The 22,063-nt window shown below is 44.4% G+C and carries 18 protein-coding genes; 11 read left to right on the top strand and 7 right to left on the bottom strand.

What is annotated here, in order from left to right; genetic code table 11:
• Positions 1 to 26: 26 nt before the first annotated feature.
• The 4 genes from K4039_RS12980 to K4039_RS12965 all read left to right on the top strand — a co-directional run bounded on the left by K4039_RS12980 (position 27) and on the right by K4039_RS12965 (position 4,092).
• Positions 27 to 2,279, top strand: coding sequence for a heavy metal translocating P-type ATPase (locus K4039_RS12980; protein WP_265235600.1), 2,253 nt, complete (start codon positions 27 to 29; stop codon positions 2,277 to 2,279).
• Between the two features lie 19 nt (positions 2,280 to 2,298).
• A complete protein-coding gene (locus K4039_RS12975) occupies positions 2,299 to 2,811 on the top strand; it encodes a cupredoxin domain-containing protein (RefSeq protein ID WP_265235599.1) in 513 nt (170 codons plus the stop codon).
• Positions 2,812 to 2,921: 110 nt separating this feature from the next.
• Complete coding sequence (gene gloA, locus K4039_RS12970) at positions 2,922 to 3,317, top strand: lactoylglutathione lyase (protein WP_265235598.1); 396 nt, start codon at positions 2,922 to 2,924, stop codon at positions 3,315 to 3,317.
• 124 nt (positions 3,318 to 3,441) lie between these two features.
• Entirely contained in the window at positions 3,442 to 4,092 is a 651-nt protein-coding gene (locus tag K4039_RS12965; RefSeq protein WP_265235597.1) for a Uma2 family endonuclease, read from the top strand.
• 189 nt (positions 4,093 to 4,281) lie between these two features.
• Here K4039_RS12965 and K4039_RS12960 read toward each other — a convergent pair whose 3' ends face one another.
• Both K4039_RS12960 and K4039_RS12955 read right to left on the bottom strand, forming a co-directional pair.
• Complete coding sequence (locus tag K4039_RS12960; RefSeq protein ID WP_265235596.1) at positions 4,282 to 5,232, bottom strand: DUF459 domain-containing protein; 951 nt, start codon at positions 5,230 to 5,232, stop codon at positions 4,282 to 4,284.
• A 126-nt stretch (positions 5,233 to 5,358) separates the two neighbouring features.
• Positions 5,359 to 6,774, bottom strand: a complete 1,416-nt coding sequence (locus K4039_RS12955; RefSeq protein ID WP_265235595.1) for an MBOAT family protein — start codon at positions 6,772 to 6,774, stop codon at positions 5,359 to 5,361.
• A 251-nt stretch (positions 6,775 to 7,025) separates the two neighbouring features.
• Here K4039_RS12955 and K4039_RS12950 point away from each other — a divergent pair, with 251 nt between their 5' ends.
• From K4039_RS12950 to K4039_RS12940, 3 genes are all read left to right on the top strand, one after another.
• Positions 7,026 to 9,992: an ATP-dependent Clp protease ATP-binding subunit gene (locus K4039_RS12950; RefSeq protein ID WP_265235594.1), complete on the top strand. Its 2,967-nt coding sequence runs from the start codon at positions 7,026 to 7,028 to the stop codon at positions 9,990 to 9,992.
• 82 nt (positions 9,993 to 10,074) lie between these two features.
• A complete protein-coding gene (locus tag K4039_RS12945; RefSeq protein ID WP_265235593.1) occupies positions 10,075 to 10,305 on the top strand; it encodes a DUF433 domain-containing protein in 231 nt (76 codons plus the stop codon).
• Complete coding sequence (locus K4039_RS12940; RefSeq protein WP_265235592.1) at positions 10,302 to 10,673, top strand: DUF5615 family PIN-like protein; 372 nt, start codon at positions 10,302 to 10,304, stop codon at positions 10,671 to 10,673. The genes K4039_RS12945 and K4039_RS12940 overlap by 4 nt, the downstream gene beginning before the upstream one ends.
• Before the next feature lie 91 nt (positions 10,674 to 10,764).
• Here the strand turns inward: K4039_RS12940 and K4039_RS12935 are convergent, their stop codons facing one another.
• Entirely contained in the window at positions 10,765 to 10,995 is a 231-nt protein-coding gene (locus K4039_RS12935) for a photosystem II protein, Psb35-related (RefSeq protein WP_265235591.1), read from the bottom strand.
• Positions 10,996 to 11,375: 380 nt separating this feature from the next.
• Between K4039_RS12935 and treS the strand changes: the two genes are divergently transcribed.
• Entirely contained in the window at positions 11,376 to 14,762 is a 3,387-nt protein-coding gene (treS, locus tag K4039_RS12930) for a maltose alpha-D-glucosyltransferase (protein WP_265235641.1), read from the top strand.
• A gap of 144 nt (positions 14,763 to 14,906) precedes the next feature.
• Here treS and K4039_RS12925 read toward each other — a convergent pair whose 3' ends face one another.
• Positions 14,907 to 15,227 carry a 2Fe-2S iron-sulfur cluster-binding protein gene (locus K4039_RS12925; RefSeq protein WP_265235590.1) on the bottom strand — a complete coding sequence of 107 codons (321 nt, stop codon included), beginning with the start codon at positions 15,225 to 15,227 and terminating at the stop codon, positions 14,907 to 14,909.
• Positions 15,228 to 15,356: 129 nt separating this feature from the next.
• Complete coding sequence (locus K4039_RS12920; protein ID WP_265235640.1) at positions 15,357 to 16,004, bottom strand: RNA polymerase sigma factor; 648 nt, start codon at positions 16,002 to 16,004, stop codon at positions 15,357 to 15,359.
• A gap of 199 nt (positions 16,005 to 16,203) precedes the next feature.
• Between K4039_RS12920 and K4039_RS12915 the strand changes: the two genes are divergently transcribed.
• The 3 genes from K4039_RS12915 to K4039_RS12905 all read left to right on the top strand — a co-directional run bounded on the left by K4039_RS12915 (position 16,204) and on the right by K4039_RS12905 (position 17,686).
• Positions 16,204 to 16,476 carry a hypothetical protein gene (locus tag K4039_RS12915; RefSeq protein WP_265235589.1) on the top strand — a complete coding sequence of 91 codons (273 nt, stop codon included), beginning with the start codon at positions 16,204 to 16,206 and terminating at the stop codon, positions 16,474 to 16,476.
• Entirely contained in the window at positions 16,466 to 16,693 is a 228-nt protein-coding gene (locus tag K4039_RS12910) for a hypothetical protein (RefSeq protein ID WP_265235588.1), read from the top strand. Before K4039_RS12915 ends, K4039_RS12910 begins: the two co-directional genes overlap by 11 nt.
• 273 nt (positions 16,694 to 16,966) lie before the next feature.
• Positions 16,967 to 17,686: a DUF5131 family protein gene (locus K4039_RS12905; RefSeq protein WP_265235587.1), complete on the top strand. Its 720-nt coding sequence runs from the start codon at positions 16,967 to 16,969 to the stop codon at positions 17,684 to 17,686.
• A 73-nt stretch (positions 17,687 to 17,759) separates the two neighbouring features.
• On the opposite strand, the gene tcmP is transcribed toward K4039_RS12905, so the two are convergent.
• Both tcmP and K4039_RS12895 read right to left on the bottom strand, forming a co-directional pair.
• Positions 17,760 to 19,049 carry a three-Cys-motif partner protein TcmP gene (gene tcmP, locus K4039_RS12900; protein WP_265235586.1) on the bottom strand — a complete coding sequence of 430 codons (1,290 nt, stop codon included), beginning with the start codon at positions 19,047 to 19,049 and terminating at the stop codon, positions 17,760 to 17,762.
• 93 nt (positions 19,050 to 19,142) lie between these two features.
• Positions 19,143 to 22,063 (bottom strand): hydantoinase B/oxoprolinase family protein (locus K4039_RS12895; protein WP_265235585.1); only part of this gene is annotated, 2,921 nt, incomplete at its 5' end.

Here is a 22,063-nt window from a genome sequence, read left to right as displayed (position 1 = left end):
GCTCTTATTTAGTTTAGGAGTACCCTATGGACAATCTTACACTTAAATTGGGGGGCATGAGTTGTGCTTCTTGTGCTTCATCTATCGAACAAGCGATTAAATCTGTTCCCGGCGTAATTGAGTGCAGCGTCAATTTTGGGATGGAACAAGCAGCTATCCAATACGACTCTAAGCAAACCAATTTAGCAGCAATTCAATCGGCGGTTGATGCTGCGGGATACGAAGCTTTGCCACTTCAAGAAATGGTGGCTGAGGATGATACAGCCAAAGCCGATCGCAAATCTGAGTCTCAAAACTTGCAGCGAAAACTCTGGACAGCAGGTATCATCAGCATCCTGCTGTTTGTGGGTGGTATTCCAGCCATGACTGGCTTGCACCTGCCATTCATCCCCGCATGGCTGCACAATTTTTGGCTGCAATTAGTGCTGACATCACCGGTACAGTTTTGGTGCGGCAAATCATTCTATGTGGGCGCTTGGAAATCCCTAAAACGGCGCGTCGCGACAATGGATACCCTGATTGCTTTGGGAACGAGTGCAGCCTACTTTTATTCGGTATTTGTGACATTTTTCCCCGGTTTTTTTACGGCCCAAGGTTTGACTCCTAGCGTTTACTACGAAGTTGCAGCGAGCGTTGTCGCTTTAATTTTATTGGGGAAAACCTTAGAAAATCGGGCGAAGGGAGAGACTTCGGAAGCTATTCGCAAACTCATGGGTTTGCAAGCAAAAACTGCTCGGATCGTTCGCAACGGAGAAGAGTTGGAAGTGCCGATCGCCCAAGTGGAAATTGGCGACATCGTACAGGTGCGTCCGGGCGAGCAAATCCCCGTTGACGGAGAGGTGATTGAAGGCTCTTCGACGGTAGACGAAGCAATGGTTACGGGAGAAAGTTTGGCTGTCAAAAAGCAGCTTGGTGATGAAGTGATCGGAGCCACAATTAACAAAACTGGCAGCTTTAAGTTTCGCGCTACTAGAGTTGGCAAAGATACATTTTTAGCTCAAATTGTCAAGATGGTGCAGGAGGCTCAGGGTTCAAAAGCGCCGATTCAAAAGTTGGCAGACCAAGTAACTGGTTGGTTTGTTCCCGCAGTAATTGCTGTGGCTTTAGCTACTTTTGTGATCTGGTTTAACGCGACGGGAAACACCACTTTGGCAACGGTGACAATGGTGGAAGTGTTAATTATTGCCTGTCCCTGTGCTTTGGGTTTGGCGACTCCGACTGCTGTGATGGTGGGCACTGGTAAAGGTGCGGAAAACGGGATTTTAATTAAAGGAGCCGATAGTTTAGAATTAGCGCAAAAAATTCAAGTTATTGTGTTAGATAAAACGGGTACTCTCACGGAAGGGAAGCCGACGGTAACTGATTTTGTGACTGTCAAAGGCACGGCAAACAGCAATGAGTTAAAGTTGCTGCAATTAGCGGCTTCTGTAGAGCGAAATTCGGAGCATCCTGTGGGGGAAGCTGTTGTGAGGTACGCTCAATCTCAAGAGGTGAATTTGACAGATGTTCGGGATTTTGAGGCCGTCGCGGGTAGCGGTGTGCGAGGGGTTGTGGGCGGAAAGTCGATCGCCCTGGGAACCCTCCGATGGATGCAGGAAATGGGCTGCGATACTGAGTATCTGGAACTGCGCGCGAGAGCTTTGGAAGTTTCGAGCAAAACGGTGGTTTGGATGGCTGTAGAGGGCAAAATTGAGGCAATTATGGGCATTGCTGATGCCCTGAAACCGTCGTCAGCGCAGGCTGTGAAAGCGCTGCAAAAGCTCGGTTTGGAGGTGGTGATGCTGACTGGGGATAATCGATCGACTGCGGAGTCGATCGCCCAATCTGTCGGTATTACTCGCGTTTTTGCCGAAGTTAGACCAGACCAAAAAGTCGCTAAAATCCAAGCGCTGCAAGGGGAAGGCAAGATTGTGGCGATGGTGGGAGACGGGATTAATGATGCACCGGCTTTGGCCTTAGCAGATGTGGGAATTGCGATCGGTACCGGCACCGATGTGGCGATCGCAGCCAGCGACATTACCTTAATTTCAGGAGATTTGCAAGGCATAGTTACAGCAATTCAACTGTCACGCGCCACCATGCGGAACATCCGCGAAAACTTGTTTTTTGCCTTTATTTACAACATCGCTGGAATACCGATCGCCGCGGGCATTTTGTACCCAATTTTTGGCTGGCTGCTAAATCCGATTATCGCCGGTGGTGCAATGGCTTTTAGTTCGCTTTCGGTAGTGACTAATGCTTTGCGCTTGCGGAATTTTAAAGTTAAATCTGTTGCGTAAATTATGAGGAATTTGAAAAATGTTTAGTCAGCGTCAAATTTTAGGAAGCATCGGAAGTTTAGGAATTATAGTGGGAATGGCTTTCGGAGTCCAAGCTTCCCAAATGCCATTCAAAAATTCTACTTCAACCACTCAATTTCGCCCCATTCAACAACCATTCGGTTTAAAAGTTGGCGTAACTCTAGGAGGGTTGGCATTAATTGGTCTAGAATTGTGGTGGTTTCTATTTAGTAAAACTCAAGGGCAGCAAGCTGAGTCTATTCAGGGAATACAAGAGTTAACTATTACTGTAGACGGGGGTTATGAGCCTTCCACTGTAGTTGTGAAAGCAGGTCAATTAGTCAGGCTCAATTTCTTGAGGCGCGACCCCAATAGTTGTCTTGAAAAAGTGTTGTTACCAGATTTTCACATTGTGCGAGAATTACCTCTAAATCAGGTAACGGCTGTTGAATTCACCCCTCAAAAACCTGGACGATACCTATTTACTTGCGGCATGAATATGTTTAGGGGTGTGGTGGAAGTACAAAGCTAAATCAAATAGACAGTTATCAACCTGCGGCAACTGCGACGGTTGAGGCGCGAGTTTTTTAAGCAAGAAATCGCTAAAATAGATGAAAGCTTAAGAAATTTGGAGTGAGCTAAATGCAACTACTACACACGATGCTCCGAGTCGGCAACCTGGAAGAGTCCCTCAAATTTTACACCGAGGTTCTGGGCATGAAATTGCTGCGGCAAAAGGACTATCCAGACGGTAAATTTACTCTGGCTTTTGTGGGCTACGGCGACGAATCCGATACTACGGTTTTGGAATTAACATATAACTGGGGTGTCGCAGAGTACAATTTAGGCGATGCTTACGGTCATATTGCGATCGGCGTTGACGACATTTACGGTACTTGCGAAGCAATTAAAGCCCGCAGCGGTAAAGTTATTCGGGAACCAGGCCCGATGAAACACGGTTCAACTGTCATCGCTTTTGTGCAAGACCCAGATGGATATAAAGTTGAATTAATTCAACTGGAAAATCCACTCGACTAATCCAAGAAACCGGGTTTCTGCGATATTTTTGGTATCCTCACGAGATTTTGCAAGAAACCCGGTTTCTGAGGCTCCACACGATCGCTGTTATCATCAAATCACTTCAGATCAGAAGGGAACGACTATGCAAACCCAAGAAAAACCAGCAATCGCTAAGCAACCGCCAACCGAAAAACGCCACTACACCCCGGAGGAATATCTCGCATTAGAAGAAAGTGCGATCGACAAAAGTGAATACCATGATGGAGAAATCATACCCATGACAGGCGGAACAGCGAACCACAATAAAATTGCACTAAATTTTTGCCGAAAATTCCCCTTGAGTGTGAATGGTCAAGATTACGAGACTTTTATCAATGATCTGCGGCTGTGGATACCCCTAACTCGCCGCTACGTCTATCCCGATATCATGGTGATTCAAGGAGAACCACAATATCAAGGAAGTAACAAAACAATTGTTACAAATCCTCTGGTAATCGTCGAGGTTTTATCGAATTCAACCAAAGACTACGATCGCGGTGGTAAATTTCTCGCCTATCGCTCAATTCCTGAATTTCAGGAATACATTTTAGTAGATCAATATAGCTATCACATTGAGCAATTTGCCAAAAACTCTAACGGGAAATGGGTATTAACAGAATATGATTCAGAGGAATCTCTATTAATCCTAGAATCCGTAGAATTTCAAATGCCACTGAGAGAGATTTACGAACGAATTAACTTTGATGTTAAAGACGAAGAAGTAAGCCAGCCAACAAGTAATATTGAAGAATAATATCGAGTTTTCCCATAATCTAAGAAACCGGGTTTCTGCGATAATTTTGGCATCTTCACCGAGGTTGAATGAAGAAACCCGGTTTCTGACTAGCACACATCGCCCCATAATCTAAGAAACCGGGTTTCTGCGATAATTTTGGCATACTCACGAAGATTTAGTGAAGAAACCCGGTTTCTGACTCCCAATTTATGGCTTATTCTTAGGAACCTTTAAGACTTTATCCTTCGCCATTTTGTCAACAATTACGTCGCTGATAATGTGAGCTCCGTGGGAAGTAAAATGCACGCCGTCATTAATTTTTACATAGCCTCGCTTCCCCGATTTGTCAGCAACTATCGGAACAAATTTTCCCGATTCTGCAAAAGTTTCCCAAGTAGAAATAAATTCAATTTTGGGAGAAGCTTTTTTAGCATTTTTATAAATATTGTTCATGATTGGAAAAGCTTTGATATACGCAGATCTATTAGAGTTAGATTGACCTATCCAATACACTTTTCTTACGGAGGAAGAGCCAAGTAACTTGGCATATTTATCTACTCTTTCTTGATAAGCTTTTTGCCATTCTGGGGTCAGGATTGCCCGGTATTTTCCTTGAGAATCAATGATATCTTGAGGATCGTTGCCTCCGAACAAAATTATCACTACATCTGGTCGATAATCCTGGATAATTTCGCTGGTTCTGGCATACCAGTCATAATAATCTATCCGATTTAATCCGCTCGATACTTTGTAGTCAAGTTTTGTATTTGCGATATTGTATTTTTCCTTGAGAGTGTACTGGAGTTGAGTTCCTAAGTCGAACATTACGGAATCTCCAATAAATAAAAATTTGCGATAAGGTACGGTTAGTTTTGGTTTAGCTGGAGTTTGTTTTTTAGCAGGTTTTGGGGCTGCAACTGCCGATTTTGTTGCGGTTGTTACAGGAGAAGTTGCGGATTTTTTTGGAAGGCTATCGAAATTAATATCTTTAATTTTGCTCCAAAAATCTTGTTCTGATTTCCTGAAACCGTCTATTTCAATCTGGCGCGCTGCTTGTTTAATTTCGGAACTGGCTAAAGGAGTTGAAGAAAAGCTTTTCAGAAATAAGGATAAATTAGAAAACATTAAAGTGAGAATTACAGAAGTAACGATCAGCAAAAATTCTCGGTCTCTCATAAGAAGGAAGAAGGAAGAAGGAAGAAGGGAAGAAGGGAATAAGACATACACAGGAATCTTTTTAGCGATCCGTATTTTACGTTTAATTAGGTGGATTTACTTGCTTTTTTAGAAATTAAAGTAAATAAAAGGTGGGACGGTGCTCGGCCCCAGCATCAAGATAGCATACACGAACAGCGAAACTAAGACAACCCGAAAGAACAGGTTTTTTAAGGAAAATACGGTTTGCAATAGCTTGGAAATGCGATCGCCCCAAATGTTGATCGCGCCAATGACGGCAATTACTAGATACAATTGCCAAAAGTTGAATTGAAAAGTTGCAGCCGAAAAACGAAAGATTCCCTGAAAAAACTCGATCGCAGTTTCCCAGTTGGGAGTACCGAAAAATACCCAACTACAGGTAACAAAGGTAAAGGTTAACAACCAACTGCAAAATTTTGTAAATGTGGGAAAGCGATAGTCTATTTTCCAGCCGATAGCTTGGGGGATATCTTTACATAGATGGTTGACAACCAATCCTAAACCGTGAATTGCTCCCCAGACAATAAAGTTTAAACCTGCGCCGTGCCAAAATCCGCCGATCGCCATTGTGATCAGTAAATTTACGTACTTCCGCAATTTGCCGTATTTATTGCCGCCCAAGGGAAAGTAAAGGTAATCTCTCAGCCACTCGGAAAGACTGATGTGCCACCTTTTCCAAAATTCTTGCAAGCTGAGCGATCGGTATGGCATATTAAAGTTGGCAATGGGTTTGAAACCCAGCAAGCAAGAGATGCCATTAGCTAAATCCGAGTAGCCGCTGAAATCTACATAAATTAAACAGGAATAGGAAATTGCGGCGAGGATTAAATCGATGCTGCTGTATTGCTGGGGAACTTTGAATGGGAGTTGGGTGAAGTTAAACAAAAAGCTCGATAAAGTATATTTTTTGAAGAGTCCCGACAAAATTAAAACTATAACTTCTTCGATTTGATAATCGTATTTTTTAGGTGAATTTAGCTGCGTGTAAAATTCGCCAGCCCGCGAGATTGGCCCGGAGGCAATTTGGGGAAAGTAGGTAATGTAGGTGGCGTATTCTACAAATTTTGGACAGGAGATTTTGTGTTGGTAGCAGTCGATTAAATGGGAAATCATTCTAAAAGTGTAGAATGATACGCCGACGGGGGCGATTATTTGCAACACTTGAAAGGTAGCGGGAATCTGTAGCTGGTTTAGTACCTCAAATAAGGAAGTTACAAAGAAGTTGCAATATTTAAAGATGCCGAGGTTGGCAATGTTGAAAATTATGCCGGAGACGAAAGCAAGTTTTTTATATTTGCTGTGGCAGACAGCCCGGAGAATGATATAATTGTAGACAGTGCCTAAAACTAGGAGCCAGAGAAAATCAAAACTCCAAAAGGAATAAAATAATAAACTGGAAACTAGCAAGACAATTTTATATAAATCGATTTGAGGCTTCAAAGAGAGGATTGTGCTAAAAAGAATCAGGAAAAATACTAAAAATTGGTAAGTGGGAAATAACATAAATCTCAGTCGATTTTTTTTAAAATGCTGGCAATATTTTCCTAAGTTCGATCGCGCGATCCGGTCAGACTACACCAAATTTTGGGGTGGATTGCGGACGGTAAGCTTGTACAAGCGGTCAATTGTGTGGCAACTTCCGCTCTTGTTAACCGCACTCATAGATTCACACATCGTGTTTCAAGATTATGATGGTTGTGAGACGATATATTGACGAATAACAACAGGAATCCCCTTGATTGTGAGGAACCAACGTGCAGCCAACAGACCCTAGCAAATTTACAGATCAAGCCTGGGAAGCCATAGTCAAATCCCAGGATGTAGCCCGCCGCTTTGCCAATCAGCAGCTAGAGGTTGAACATTTAGCGATCGCCATTCTAGAACAGCAAGCCCTAGCAAACAGCATTCTCAGCCAAGCTGGAGTCGATGTCCCCCGCTTGGCGCAGCAGTTAGATGCCTTTGCTAAACGACAGCCGAGAGTTGCCAACGCTGACCAACTATACCTTGGCCGCGGCTTAGAAGTGATGTTAGATGCTGCTGAGTCTGCCAGACAGACTTGGCAAGATAATTTTATCGCCGTTGAACATTTATTAATAGGCTTCCTAGAAGATGAACGAGTTGGTAGGCGATTGCTGACTAGGGGCGATGGGCCACCAGGCCGCCCCGGATACGATCGCAAACCAGCCCCAGGGACGATCGATCGCGCCAAACTCGAAGAAGCAATCAAATCGGTTCGCGCTACTACCAAAGTCAAAGATCAAAAGCAAAGCCAAAGCCAAAGCCAAAGCCAAAGCCAAAGTCAAAGTCAAAACCAAAATCCCGAAGCCAACTCCGACGCGCTGAGTAAGTACGGCCGCGATTTGACAGAAGCCGCCAAAGCAGGCAAACTCGACCCAGTAATCGGCCGCGATGAAGAAATTCGCCGCGTCGTCCAAGTTCTTTCGCGCCGCCAAAAAAACAATCCGGTGTTAATTGGCGATCCCGGAGTTGGAAAAACTGCGATCGCCGAAGGTTTAGCCCAGCGAATTGTCAACGGCGACGTGCCCGAATCTTTGAAAAATCGCCAACTATTCAGCCTCGATATGGGCAGTTTAATTGCTGGGGCAAAATTCCGAGGTGAATTTGAAGAACGATTGCGTTCTGTCCTGCGAGAAGTTATCGATTCCGACGGGCAAATTGTCCTATTTATTGACGAATTGCACACCGTTGTTGGCACTGGCGGCGGCGGCAGTTCCGGTTCGGGAATGGATGCTGGCAATTTGTTGAAACCGATGTTAGCCAGAGGCGAATTGCGCTGTATCGGCGCTACAACTCTCGATGAATTCCGCAAAAATATTGAAAAAGATCCGGCACTAGAACGCCGCTTTCAACAAGTATTTGTTGGCGAACCGACTGTGGAAGATACTGTTTCAATTTTGCGCGGATTGAAAGACCGCTACGAACGCCATCACGGGGTAAAAATTACCGATTCGGCGCTGGTTGCTGCTGCAACTCTGTCTTTTCGCTATATTTCCGATCGCTTTTTGCCGGATAAGGCGATCGACCTTGTAGATGAAGCGGCCGCCCATTTGAAAATGGAGATTACCTCCAAACCCGTGGAATTGGAAGGAATCGACCGCCGGGTGATGCAGTTGGAAATGGAAAAATTGTCGATTGAAGGCGAGGGAAAAGGTTCTCCCAGCCCCACCATCAGCCCCCGGATCGATCGCATCAAAACAGAGATTGACATCTTAAAAGTCAAGCAGGAAAAATTGTCATCTCAATGGCTGGGCGAAAAGCAGTTGTTGGATGCAATCAATAAATTGAAAGCAGAAGAAGACCAATTGCGAGTGCAAATCGAACAGGCAGAAAGAGCTTATGATTTGAATAAAGCGGCGCAGTTGAAATACGGTAAATTGGAGACTGCGGTGCGCGATCGCGAAGCCAAGGAAGCCGATCTTTTGAAACAGCAAGCTCAAGGTTCTTCACTGCTGCGGGAAAAAGTTACTGAGGGCGATATTGCGGAAATTGTGGCGAAGTGGACGGGAATTCCGGTCAATCGGTTGTTAGAGTCGGAACGCCAAAAATTGCTGCAATTGGAAAGCCATTTGCACAAAAAAGTCATCGGTCAAGAGGAGGCTGTAACGGCGGTTGCTGCGGCGATTCGGCGGGCGCGGGCGGGGATGAAAGATCCCGGTAGACCGATCGGTTCTTTCTTGTTTATGGGCCCCACAGGCGTGGGAAAAACCGAGTTAGCGCGGGCGTTGGCGGAGTTCTTGTTTGACAGCGATGATGCGATCGTCCGCATCGATATGTCGGAATACATGGAGAAGCACAGCGTCTCCCGGTTAGTCGGAGCACCCCCCGGATACGTCGGCTACGACGAAGGCGGACAACTTTCCGAAGCTGTGCGGAGACATCCTTATTCGGTAGTGCTGTTTGACGAAGTAGAAAAAGCGCACCCCGATGTATTTAACATTTTGCTGCAAGTGTTGGATGACGGCAGAATTACCGATTCTCAAGGTCGAGTTGTTGACTTTAGAAATACCGTAATTGTGATGACTAGCAATATCGGTAGCGATCACATTTTAGAGGTGTTTGCGAAGAAGGAAAAAACCGCCAAGAAACCAGCAACTCGCAAGCACGAACCGAAGGAGGTATCAATTCCCAAGACAGATTATAAAGTTGCTGATGATGGTACTGTCGAGGTGTCAGCCCAGCGAGTTGATATTGACAGTGAAGGTAAGACGGAAAGTAAGATTGAAATTAAGTCTGAAAACAAGTCTAACAATGAAAAATCCTTGACTCAAGAACGGGAGACAGACGAAGAGTACGAACAAATGCTAAAACGGGTGATGACTGCTTTGCGATCGCACTTCCGGCCCGAATTTCTCAATCGGGTGGATGAGATCATTTTGTTCCACACGTTGAGCAAGATCGAACTGCGGCAAATTGTCAGCATTCAAGTGAAGCGGATCGAGCGGTTGTTGGCCGAGCAAAAAATCACTTTGGAACTCTCAGATGCGGCGAAAAACCATATTACAGATGTCGGTTACGATCCAGTTTACGGCGCTCGTCCCTTGAAACGCGCCATCCAGCGGGAGTTGGAAAACCCGCTGGCTAACAAGATTCTGGAAAATGCGTTTGTCGAAGGTGATACAATTGCGATCGACTGTGTAAATAACACTTTGCAGTTTCGCAAAAAAGACTCTCTCCCCGCCCTGGTAGGTAACAGTTTGTAGCTGGATTTAGGAACAGGCTTTCTGGCCTGTTCCACCAAAAATAAATCTTCTTGTGTCCCAGAAAGCCTGGTAGTTTACAATCATGAAACAACTAACTAGAATCACTCTGAATCCAGAGGTAATGGGTGGAAAACCCTGCATTCGTGGCTTGCGAGTCACTGTTGGCACGATAGTCGGACTGATGGCATCGGGACACTCACCGTCCGACATTTTGCAGGCTTATCCCTACCTGGAAGAAGCAGATATATATGAAGCACTTGCCTATGCAGCGTGGCGAGTTGAAGAAGTAGAAATTCTTATCAAAATAGCGTGAAAATTTTGATTGATATGAACCTGTCACCTGAATGGACTCTCGTATTTACTAAATACGGAATAGAGTCTCTTCATTGGTCTACAGTCGGCGATCCTCGTGCCACTGATCGCGTTATTATGGACTGGGCGCGAGTAAATGGCTATGCAGTATTCACTCACGATTTAGATTTTGGTACACTGCTGGCAGCTACCCAAGCTGATTCTCCCACTGTAATTCAAGTGCGTATTCAAGATGTACTGCCTGCCAATATAGAGAGTTTGATTGTGGAAGTATTGCGTCAATTTGAGCCACAAATTGAGTCGGGGGCGTTCATTTCTGTGGATGAAACGCGATCTAGGGTGAGAATTTTGCCGATTACACTGCGATAACGCTTTCTGGCCTGTTCCACAAAAAATAAATCTTCTTGTGGAACAGGCCAGAAAGCCTGTTATTGAAAATAGTGAAGCGTGCTACTGAATATTACGAATTGCCCATCATGCGACTGGTATAAGCATCCATGCTGTATGCGGGAACGCGAACGCGGTAATCAATGTCTGTTCCAGTCACAGATTTTGCCAGTTGTTCAAAAGATTGATCATTCCAATTGCGATCGTGAATGGGCTTTGACTGTTCGCCCAGAAAATATGCTTGAGTACCAATCACTGAGGCCGCTACCCAACCGACGACCAAAAGAGCGATTACAATAATCATTTTTGTTTTTTCCTTAACTTTTGTTGCTTTATGTAAATAAATGTAACAAAATTTAGCAATCAACGTCAAGGTAGTGTAATGTCGTGCCAACCGTCCAGCAGGTACGGGATACCGCACCTTTGAGGGAAATATAGGGTGTAGTTAGCAAGCACCGGTATCCCAATTGTGAACTGTATCCGCAATAGCAAAATAGATTGTTTAATTTTTTAATTAAGAAATTATAAGTTTTGCGTTAATAAATTACGATTAAAACTCTGCCGCTAGCATGACGAATCGTGGCAAAATTATGCGTTATGATTTATCAGTTTGGATTTGAACTAACAAATCTCAATTACCAAATCGCCATTCCCAAATCAAAATTACCAATCACCATAAAAATTATGCCCAACTCAATGTTAAATGACGATCCATTGTGGTTCAAAGACGCCATCATTTACGAAGTACCAATTCGCGCTTTTGCAGACAGCAATGCAGACGGCATCGGCGACTTTCGGGGACTGACAGAAAAACTGGATTACCTGCAAAACTTGGGAGTAACAGCAATTTGGGTACTGCCATTTTTCCCCTCGCCGCTTCGAGACGACGGTTACGATACATCTCACTATACCACCGTCAACCCAATTTACGGCACGTTAGAGGACTTTAAAGAGCTTTTAGAAGCAGCGCACCAGCGGGGAATTAGAGTCATTATTGAGTTGATTGTCAACCATACTTCCGACCAGCACGCATGGTTTCAGCGAGCGCGCCGCGCCCCGAAAGGCAGTAACGAAAGAGATTTTTATGTGTGGAGTGATACGCCGGAAAAATATCAAGATGCTCGGATTATTTTTCAAGATTTTGAGACTTCTAATTGGGCTTGGGATGCGGTAGCAAAAGCTTATTACTGGCACCGTTTTTATTCCCATCAACCAGATTTGAATTACGACAATCCAGCCGTCCGCCAAGCTATCTTAGATGTGGTAGATTTCTGGTTGGAACTGGGAGTAGACGGACTGCGGATGGATGCGGTGCCTTACCTGTACGAGCGCGAAGGTACTAACTGCGAAAACTTGCCAGAAACTCACGTATTCCTGAAGCATTTGCGCAAGCACGTAGATGAGAAATTTCCCAACCGGATGCTGCTTGCTGAGGCGAATCAGTGGCCGGAGGATGCGGTTGAATATTATGCTGGTGGCGATGAATGTCACATGAACTTTCATTTTCCGCTGATGCCGCGTTTATTTATGGCTTTGCACATGGAAGATAGCTTCCCAATTAGCGATATTCTCCAGCAAACTCCGCAGATTCCCAATAATTGTCAGTGGGCATTATTTTTGCGGAATCACGATGAATTGACGCTGGAAATGGTGAGCGATGAAGACCGAGATTATATGTATCGGGTTTACGCTCAAGACACTCAGGCGAGAATTAATTTGGGTATCCGCCGCCGCTTGGCTCCGCTGATGGGAAACAACCGCCGCCGCATTGAGTTGATGAATGCTTTGTTGCTGTCTCTTCCTGGTACGCCGGTGCTTTATTACGGCGATGAGATTGGGATGGGTGATAATATCTATTTGGGCGATCGCAACGGGGTGAGAACTCCGATGCAGTGGAGTAGCGATCGCAATGCAGGTTTCAGCCGCGCTAACCCGCAGCGGCTGTACGCGCCGCCAATTGTTGACCCTGAATATCACTACGAATCGGTTAACGTGGAAGCGCAGCGGGCGAATCCGAGTTCTCTGTGGTGGTGGATGAAACGCTTGATTGCTGTTCGCCAACGCTTCCAAGCATTCGGCCGCGGAACTTGCGAGTTTCTGTACCCAGAAAACCGCAAAGTTTTAGCTTTTGTGCGCACTTATCAAGACGAACACATTCTGGTAGTCGCTAATTTGTCGCGCTTCGTGCAGACGGCAGAATTAGACCTTTCACCGTTTAAAGGTGCTGTTCCGGTGGAGATTTTCGGTCGCACTGAGTTTCCGCAAGTTGGCGAGTCGCCTTACTTTTTGAGCTTGAGTCCTCACACGTTTTACTGGTTTACTCTTACTGTTAAACAAGAAGATTTTTCACACGGCTTTAAAACAGAGTTGCCGAGTTTGGCGGTCATCGGCAATTGGAAAAATGCTTTTGCTACAAGTCAATTAAGCGAGATGCTGCTCTCTCTTTTGCCTAATTACTTGCACAACCATCGCTGGTTTGTGGGTGCAGATAGGACGATTCAATCGTTAGAAATTAGCGATATCGTGCCTGTTGAATGCCACAATAGTACCGGAGATGATTCTAAAGTTTACATTCTGTTTTTGTTGTTGAACTATACTGAAGGAATGCCGGAAACTTATGTTTTGCCTTTAGGTTGGGAAGAGATCAAAGGTGATTTGGACGATCGGGCGATCGCGCGCCTGCACTTCCCTGAAAGCAACGAAGTCGGGGTGCTATTTGATGCTGCTGGGGACAAAGGCTTGCTGAGCGCGCTGCTGGGGGCGATCGCCAATTCTCGCAGTTACGCAGGTGCAGCAGGTCAACTGCTAGGAATTCCTGACATTGCATTCAGCTCAGAACAAGATTTATCCGACCTGGAGCCTCACCTGTTCAAAAAAGAACAAAGCAATACATCCGCAGGTTACGGCGATCAATTCGTCTTGAAAATATTGCGAAAAGTCGAGGAAGGCATCAACCCCGAATTAGAAATCGGACGCTTTTTAACAGAGCACAACCCGATCCAACACTACGCTCCAATTGCCGGAGCATTGGAATACCGCACAGCAGAAAAACAAGTAATTACAGTTGGAATACTGCAAAAACTCATCCCCGACAGTAGGGACGCTTGGTCTTATACATTAGACACACTACGCGACTATTTCGAGCAAGTAATGACAGTAGAAGCAAAGTATTCCGGCGAGTTTTTATCTACTTCTCCCGAAGATTATTTACCCAGCGCTTTGACCGCACAAATGCGACAGTCAAACTCGCTAGTAGCCGATTTATCCCTAGAAATTCCGGCATTAGCTCGCGAACTCATCGGCTCTTACTTAGCATCAGCCGAACTTTTAGGTCAGCGGACAGCCGAACTCCACCTCGCTTTAGCTTCTGAGCCAGAAAATCCCGCTTTTGCCCCTGAAAACTTCACCTCATTTTACCAGCGTTCTATCTATCAACAGATGAGAAATATGGCAGGAAGAACTTTGCTGCTGCTGAAAAAGCATTTGTCCAAACTGCCACCAGAAGCACAAAAAATGGGACAAAGTATCCTCAACCGCGAAGATTTGCTCATGGAACGTTTCAAGTCTATTTTGAACTTGAGAATCACGGCCGATCGAATTCGCTGTCATGGGGACTTTCATTTTGGGCAAGTTCTTTATACGGGCAAAGACTTCGTAATTATTGATTTTGGAGGAGAACGCAATCGACCATTAAGTGAGCGGCGGATGAAGAGATCGCCCCTGCGAGATGTTGCGGGAATGCTACAATCTTTCAATTATGCTTCTGTTTTTGCACTCCGCAATGAAGTACAAAGTGGCATGATTCGCCCTGAAAATCTTCCGGAGATGCAGCAGTGGGCGAACGTTTGGCACCGCTGGGTCAGCCTCACTTTTCTTAACAGCTATTTGGTAACAGCAGCCGATGCAAATTTCTTACCCAAATCTATACCAGAACTGCAAGTTTTGCTGGATGCTTACATTTTGGAAAAAGGGGTTTCTGAGCTGGCCTACGAGCTCAATTACCGATTGGATTGGGCGGAAATTCCGCTGAAACGGATTCTAGAATTGCTGAATGTCAATCACAGGCCGTAGCTGATTTTTAAGTAGTGAGTAGGGTGCGCAGTGCGCACCTTATATTAACTAAATCTGCTTTGATATTGATTTTATCGGCGAATAGAATTCGCGACTACACAAACGAAGTCCGCCTTCGCGGACTCAAAAATAAACCACTTTGCATTACTTAAAATAAAGAGCTGCTTGATATAAAACTTGTTCTTGATGAGTTAACAAAGTGCAATCAGAAAGCGGGTAAGCAACACAAGTAACAGCGTAGCCAGCTTGCAATTCTGAGGGCTTCAAAAACTTTTGTTCGCTTTGGTCGATTTCACCGCTGAGCAGTTTGACAACGCAAGCAGAACACTCTCCTTGCTTGCATCCATTGGGCAAGCGGATGCCGGCTGCTTCTGCCATATCTAAGATATACTGGTCGTCCGGTACGGCGATCGTGCGATCGAGGGCGATCGCTTCATTCACTAGCCGAACTTGATAAACTGCCATTTCCACCTCTTATATTATGTCTGAGTTTGAGTTTCAGGAGTCGGCGGTTGAAACCGCTACTACACAAACGAAGTCCGCCTCCGCGGACTGAAGAATAATTGGTATTAGCGAATTTATCGGATACAACATTTAGACCAGTGCTTGTTGATATTCGAGATGTTCATCTAGATAAATAGCGCGAATATCCTCCGGCAAATTTGATTCTAAAGTTTGATATCCTTTTTGGAGCAAAGCCTTGACTTGAGCGGGCGAAATTGCTTCACCTTCTGCTTGCAAATAAGCTGCGATTCGAGTTTCGCTCCAGCGGAAAGTCTGAGCCATCAACACGACTAAACGCGGCAGTGGCGCTAACAATTCTAAGGCTTGTCTGACGTAACACCAGAGGGGAGGTGAAGCGGATTGCAGAGAGTAGTGAATCGACTCTACAGGGGGCAATTCGGCTTGATTGATGCAGATAGCGGTGACATTAATCAGCCAGTTTTGGAGGCTGAGATTGTCGCCATCAGAGTCTGGCATTTCGTGGCGCAAATCGAGGCCTCGGAGCTCGTGATAGATGTGCAGCCAAGTGTGGGCGAACAGGTAATCGCCTTGTACGGGCGATCGCACGGAATGGCGGATCAGGGAGTGGACAATTTGAGCGTAGCGGCAAAAAATTGCCGTGAAGAAGCGCCCTTGATCGGGATGGTTTTGAAACAAAGTCAATAATTCGCGATCGCTGTGGTGGAACAGGGATTTGACCACAGGATGGTTTAGTTCGGAAAAAACAGGTGTTTGCACAATTGTTCTGGAACGGTTGTGGGAATAAATGCTGGTGCAGCATGATTCTACACGATTTGTCGATCGACATTCCAGATTTGAGGGCGATTTTTTAGCGGTACGATGCCCGCAGATCGGTATTCCTGGCATTTTGCCGGTGTTTGAAGATAGTATATAATGTGAATCCGCGCGATCGAGCTTTTCACAGAGCAGAAAAGTTATGAAAAACTCAGGCTATATTACTCCCAATCAACAAGAACCCGTACCAGAAAAACCTGTAGCGGTTGATGACGGTCAATTAAGAGCGATCGCCTACAGTATGGATGCTCTGATTCCCGGTTTTTATGCTTGGTTTGGCCCGCTTAAAATCCGTATTGGTGGCAGTGAAGCGGAAGAAACATATCCGGGAACAATTCACAGTTTTGCTGGGTTAGGGCTAGTATTGTCAGACTATCGAATCTATACCACTTATCAGGGGAGTTATGACCCTTGACAAGCACACAATTCAAGGTGTTTCGCCAATTCTATCTAAAACTTTGCCTGTAGCTGACTTTGAAGAACTGATGTTCAATGCAGGTTACACTCGTATTGGCTCAGCTCCAGCAAAAGGCAGTAGAATTAAATTTTGGTGGAGTCATCCGACTTTTCCTAGAGTCGAGTCTATCTACAGTTCTGACTTAAAAACTGCCATAACTGCTTACCATGTTTAGTGATTCGCAGCGTGCAGAGTGCAGACCTTGCTAACACTTAAATGTTTGCACAACTGTTCTGTAACGCTTTAAAACATAAATTGTATTTTAGCCAAATTTTACACTACGATATACATTTAATGCAACTGCTTAAATATTGTTGATATTTACGTCAATTTAATTATATAATGGAGTTGTAGGTGATGCTGAATTAATCTAAATTGATACATATAGTTTATATGTATCCAGCGCACATCAAAAGATAATTTATTGTTTCAAGGGTTAAGTGTTTCTATGTCTAGCATTAATACTGGTATCGAATGGACGGACAGAACATGGAATCCAACAACTGGCTGCGATAAAGTCAGTCCAGGCTGCACGCATTGTTATGCAGAAGCATTAACAAAAAGGTTTCATACTAATTTCCCTAACGGCTTTGATTTAACACTCCATAGGAATCGCTTGGAAGAACCAAAGCGCTGGAAAAAGCCTAGCCGTATTTTCGTCAACTCGATGAGCGATTTATTTCATGAAGAAGTGCCCATTGAATTTCTCAAAGAAGTTTTTGAGGTAATGCGTAAAACTCCTCACCACATTTATCAAATCCTTACCAAGCGAGATAAACGTTTAGTAGAGTTAGCCCCTCAACTTGAATGGTCTGATAATATTTGGATGGGTGTGTCTGTAGAAAATCAAAATTATGTTCATCGTGTGGATTCTTTGCGAAAAGTTAATGCAAAAGTACGCTTTTTATCTTGCGAACCACTTTTAGGGCCATTACAGCTTGATTTAACCGGAATTCACTGGGTAATAGTTGGTGGAGAGTCGGGGCAAAAACACCGTCCAATGCAGGTAGAATGGGCGCAAAGTATTAGGGATCAGTGTCAGGAGGCTGGAGTCGCATTTTTCTTCAAGCAATGGGGAGGTAGAACACCTAAAGCTGCTGGCAGACTTCTGGATGATAAAATTTGGGATGAGATGCCGGAAGCATGGGCTAAACATCAAAAAAGATGACTAAAATAACTACCCTTAATCCCTGTTGAGTAAAAAATCTAAATTTTCTTACATATACGGTTTGATATTCGTATCATTTTTTAAGCCTAAAGTGGCTTTTTAATGTGTAAGGCTTTTTCTGCTTAGAAGGATGTTTGATTTCTATCAATTGTTCTGTGTACAGCCAATCTAAAACATCATTATTGTAATGAGTTCGCTTTAAACGTCCTATGTCATTCATTTCTAATATTAGATGAGTAATTGCATCGTCAAAAGATATCCAATCATTAAGCTTACCCAAAGTTTTGATAGCTTGAATTTTTATTTCAGCTAATCTTTTCTGCTGCTCTGAATTCCATTCTTTTTCTAAAAATTTTTTAATTCCTGTGTGGCTGTCCTTGAAAAATAACAATCTTTCCTCCTCCCAAACGAAATCGTTCAGGAAACTTCCAAAAGCTTTTTTGGGGTGATTGCTACCTACTACAATACTATATTTGGGTCTGGGATCGCTGTAGCTTTCTTTAATTTCAAAACTGGTTGCTCCTCTAAACCCTGCTTCTCTTTTCATTCTTTTCTTAAAATATTCAAGTGCCCATTTTTCAAATTGTTGAGGTTGATCTTTAAGTTCTAGCCACTTTGGTTTCCAATCTTGGTCTGAATTGATACCTAGGAGTTTAGTCAAGTTCTCTATATAAGTTTCAGCAGTCTTTTGCTCTTTTATGCTATCATATACGGTTTTATAATGCCCCGCATGGCGAGCTACTGCACTGTTGTGAAATAGTATAAATAGCTCTCCTTTGTTCTGACGGACATAATTTCCTATCTCATATATATGCTCAAAAGTAACTCCTTTGACCGCAAAAGTGTCAAGAAAAAATAAAGTAGGATAGCTGTTCAAATCCTTCATAACCTCTGGAAAAGCTACCTCAAATTTTTGATTTTCATAAATTTTGTAAAACAAATCTTTGCCGATATTTCTACAGTTGTCTTGAAGCTGTTGATTAGATTCCGCTTCAGCCTCTACAAAAAAACATCTTAAGTTTACTCGTTTTTCTTGATCAAAAAGGTTAGCACATTTTAGAGCTATTAAGGGTGAACCATCTGTATTTTCAAAGTTATGTTGATACTTTGTCCAAAAATTAGAATTATTTACAAAATCTTCAATTCCAATTCCTTCTTTATATTTCCCGGCACCGGCAAAAGCATCAACATAGTTGATATGCTCGGATTGATAGTTTCCATCACCTCCAAGATTATAGCAAAATGCTTGTAGGTATTTAAGCAGTATCCTATGTTTAGATGCTGACCAGTCTCGTTTGCGTTCAAAAAAGTTTTCGGAATTTTCTGGTTCTTCTGAAAATAGAGATAATTGCTTGCCTTCCATTTTTTATATTCCTAGGTAAAATGCTATATTGAGCATTAATGTAACATAAAAGTTACGACATGAAAATAGTTAGAGCAAAGTTATGTTTTACTCTTACACTCCAAATCCCCCACCTCCGGGGGTTTCAATCACAAAAACATCACCGCAATCCATATCAACAACCGCCGTACTTCCCAAAACTTCCACAGTTCCATTTTCCCGCACAACATAATTCCGCCCAACTTTCCCTGATTCACCCCCATGCAAGCCGCAGGGAGAAATCACCCGCCGCCCCGATAAAATTCCCGCCGTCATATCCTCAAGAAATCGCACTCGCCGCACCACTCCATTACCCCCGCGATGACATCCATTCCCCCCGCTATTAGCCCGGATTGCAAAACTTTCTAACAACACCGGAAACCGCCATTCTAATACTTCTGGATCGGTTAAACGCGAATTAGTCATGTGAGTTTGTACCGCATCAGTACCGTCAAAATCTGCACCAGCACCCGAACCACCGCAAATTGTTTCATAATATTGATAGCGGTTATTTCCAAAGGTGAAATTATTCATAGTGCCCTGCGAAGATGCGATCGCCCCCAGCGCACAATACAAAGCATCCGTGATATTCTGCGACGTTTCCACATTTCCCGCCACCACCGCCGCCGGATAGCGCGGATTCAGCATACAGCCTGCCGGATTGATGATTTCCAGAGGTTTCAAACAGCCCGCATTCAGAGGAATATCGTCATCTACCAAAGTGCGGAAAACATACAATACAGCCGCTTTACACACCGCAGCAGGAGCATTAAAATTATTGAATTGCTGAGGAGATGTGCCAGTAAAATCTATTTTTGCACGGCGCGCCGACTTGTTAATTGTAATAGCTACCTTAATCTGTCCGCCACTATCCATCGGATAAGTAAACTCGCCATCTTTCAAAACATCAATTACGCGCCGCACCGATTCTTCAGCATTATCTTGCACGAAGCCCATATAAGCTTGTACCGTTTCTAAGCCGTAATGTTCAACCATCTTTAGAAGTTCTGCTACACCGCGATTGTTTGCAGCAACTTGCGCCTGCAAATCCGCGAGATTTTGTGCGGGATTGCGAACCGGGAAATCTCCTGCTGTGAGAATTTCTAGTAATTCTGATTCTCGAAAATTTCCCTCGCTTACTAGCTGGAAATTGTCAAACAATACGCCTTCTTCAGTTACTATCTTACTATTCGGAGGCATAGAACCGGGAGTGATGCCGCCGATGTCGGCGTGGTGTCCCCGCGAAGCTACATAAAACAAAGGAAGGGAGGAATAATTATCAAATACGGGAGTAATTGCGGTGATATCTGGTAAATGCGTGCCGCCGTTGTAGGGATTGTTAGAAACATAAACATCCCCAGGTTTAATTGTATGACTTTGTGCTAAAATTAAAGCTTCTACGCTTTCGCTCATCGAACCCAAATGCACGGGAATGTGCGGCGCGTTGGCAACTAATTGCCCGTTTTGGTCGAATATTGCACAGGAAAAGTCGAGGCGTTCTTTGATGTTGACTGAGGAACTTGTATTTTGCAATGTAACGCCCATTTGTTCGGCGATCGCCCGAAACAAGTTATTAAAAATTTCCAGCAAAACAGGATCTGATTTAACCGCAGATAAACCAGAATTAACGCGGATGCGATCTGCGTCTATCTCCGTGGATCTGCGGTTCAAAATTAAATCGTTATTTTCCGTAATGGTCGCTTCCCATCCAGGCTCTATAATATTAGTTCCAGTGGCTTCTACGATCGTAGCCGGGCCGTTAATGCGATCGCCCGATCGCAAATCTTCCCTCCGATAAACAGGCGTTTCCCGCCACTCGCCAGCAACATACATTTGTACGGTAGAGATTGGCTGCTGGGCGATCGATTCCGCATCACGAAAATTAGCAACTGTCGATTCATCCGGCACATTCATGGTTTCTACAACTTCCACCGAAACCGCCTCGACAATCAGCGATTTTTCCGGCATAATAAAACTGTATCGCTGTTGGTGCAATGCTTCAAACTCAGCCTGCATCTCCTCAAGATTTACCGCAAAATTTACCAGCAAAACCGAATCACTTCCCTGATATTTTAGATGTAGCTTCCTAATAACTAAAACCTCTTTCTCTTCCTCTGTGCCCTCTGCGCCTCTGCGGTTCAATTCCCTCTTTGCCTCCGCCTCTAATTGCGCTAAAATATCCTGTAAATCACCAATTAATTCACCAGTTAATAATTCCTCGATCGCCCTTTCGCGCATAACCCGCACATCAGCCAAACCCATACCGTAGGCGGATAACACGCCCGCGTAGGGGTGAATAAACACCCGTTTCATGCCCAAACAATCGGCGATCGCACAAGCGTGTTGCCCCCCCGCGCCGCCGAAACAGCACAAGGTATACTCCGAAACGTCATAACCGCGCTGAAGCGAGATTTTTTTCACCGCATTAGCCATCTTTTCCACCGCGATCGCCAAAAAACCCTCCGCCACCTGTTCCGCCGTCCTCTCGCCCCCAATTTCCCCCGCTAACTGCACGAATTTTTGCTTTACTACCTCAGTGGCGATCGGCAAATCTCCCCGCAATCCAAACACTTTCGGGAAAAAATCAGGCTGAATTTTGCCCAACATCACATTACAATCAGTCACCGTCAAAGGCCCGCCCTTCCGATAGCAAGCGGGGCCTGGATTAGCGCCCGCAGACTCTGGCCCGACGCGGTAGCGCGCCCCGTCAAAAAACACAACGGAACCGCCACCGGCTGCTACAGTGTGAATTGCCATCACGGGCGATCGCAATCTCACCCCAGCAATTTCCGTCTCAAATTCCCGTTCGTATTCCCCGTTAAAATGGGCAACATCTGTCGAAGTTCCGCCCATATCAAAGGTAATAATTTTATCGAAACCAGCCTTTTTACTGGTTTGAACTGCACCGACAATTCCCCCAGCAGGCCCGGATAAAATACTATTTTTTCCTTGAAATTTGGCGGCATCTACTAAGCCGCCGTTTGACTGCATAAACA

It is taken from the genome of Lyngbya sp. CCAP 1446/10 (assembly GCF_026130175.1).
GTDB lineage: Bacteria > Cyanobacteriota > Cyanobacteriia > Cyanobacteriales > Microcoleaceae > Microcoleus.
Note: the sequence above shows the minus strand (reverse complement) of the source record. Positions and strands in the feature narration are given on the sequence as shown.

Excerpts from the sequence above, each read along its gene's own strand:
- K4039_RS12980 (WP_265235600.1), top strand. The coding sequence starts at position 27 with ATGGACAATCTTACACTTAAATTGGGGGGCATGAGTTGTGCTTCTTGT.
- K4039_RS12975 (WP_265235599.1), top strand. The coding sequence starts at position 2,299 with ATGTTTAGTCAGCGTCAAATTTTAGGAAGCATCGGAAGTTTAGGAATT.
- gloA (WP_265235598.1), top strand. The coding sequence starts at position 2,922 with ATGCAACTACTACACACGATGCTCCGAGTCGGCAACCTGGAAGAGTCC.
- K4039_RS12965 (WP_265235597.1), top strand. The coding sequence starts at position 3,442 with ATGCAAACCCAAGAAAAACCAGCAATCGCTAAGCAACCGCCAACCGAA.
- K4039_RS12955 (WP_265235595.1), bottom strand. The coding sequence starts at position 6,774 with ATGTTATTTCCCACTTACCAATTTTTAGTATTTTTCCTGATTCTTTTT.
- K4039_RS12945 (WP_265235593.1), top strand. The coding sequence starts at position 10,075 with ATGAAACAACTAACTAGAATCACTCTGAATCCAGAGGTAATGGGTGGA.
- K4039_RS12935 (WP_265235591.1), bottom strand. The coding sequence starts at position 10,995 with ATGATTATTGTAATCGCTCTTTTGGTCGTCGGTTGGGTAGCGGCCTCA.
- treS (WP_265235641.1), top strand. The coding sequence starts at position 11,376 with ATGCCCAACTCAATGTTAAATGACGATCCATTGTGGTTCAAAGACGCC.
- K4039_RS12925 (WP_265235590.1), bottom strand. The coding sequence starts at position 15,227 with ATGGCAGTTTATCAAGTTCGGCTAGTGAATGAAGCGATCGCCCTCGAT.
- K4039_RS12915 (WP_265235589.1), top strand. The coding sequence starts at position 16,204 with ATGAAAAACTCAGGCTATATTACTCCCAATCAACAAGAACCCGTACCA.
- K4039_RS12910 (WP_265235588.1), top strand. The coding sequence starts at position 16,466 with ATGACCCTTGACAAGCACACAATTCAAGGTGTTTCGCCAATTCTATCT.
- K4039_RS12905 (WP_265235587.1), top strand. The coding sequence starts at position 16,967 with ATGTCTAGCATTAATACTGGTATCGAATGGACGGACAGAACATGGAAT.
- tcmP (WP_265235586.1), bottom strand. The coding sequence starts at position 19,049 with ATGGAAGGCAAGCAATTATCTCTATTTTCAGAAGAACCAGAAAATTCC.